This is a genomic window from Leifsonia sp. HAY1-4F, from assembly GCF_056755275.1.
This window is the reverse complement of sequence record NZ_JBNDHX010000515.1, coordinates 1-244: the sequence shown is the minus strand read 5'-3', so window position 1 is coordinate 244 and position 244 is coordinate 1. Positions and strand designations below refer to the sequence as shown.

At 75.0% G+C, this 244-nt stretch carries 1 pseudogene; it reads left to right on the top strand.

Annotated elements, in window-relative coordinates:
* Positions 1-30 precede the first annotated feature (30 nt).
* Positions 31-244 (top strand): annotated as a pseudogene (locus tag ACPYOG_RS20340) (cell division protein FtsZ); the annotation flags it as partial.

Here is a 244-nt window from a genome sequence, read left to right as displayed (position 1 = left end):
ATCGACGACACCCTCTGCGACGAGGGGCGAGTGACCGTCATCGCGGCCGGCTTCGACGGAGGCGAGCCCAACGCGCGGCCCGCGGCGGTCGACTGCCGGCGCGCCAGCTATGTGGAGGCCGGATCGGAGCAGGCGCAGGCGGCCTCCTCCGCTCCGTTCGAAACAGGCGATGCCGCGGCTCCCGCTCCCGCCGCCGACACCTGGCAGACCGGTGAGAGCCCGGCCGCAGAGGCGGCGCCCCAGA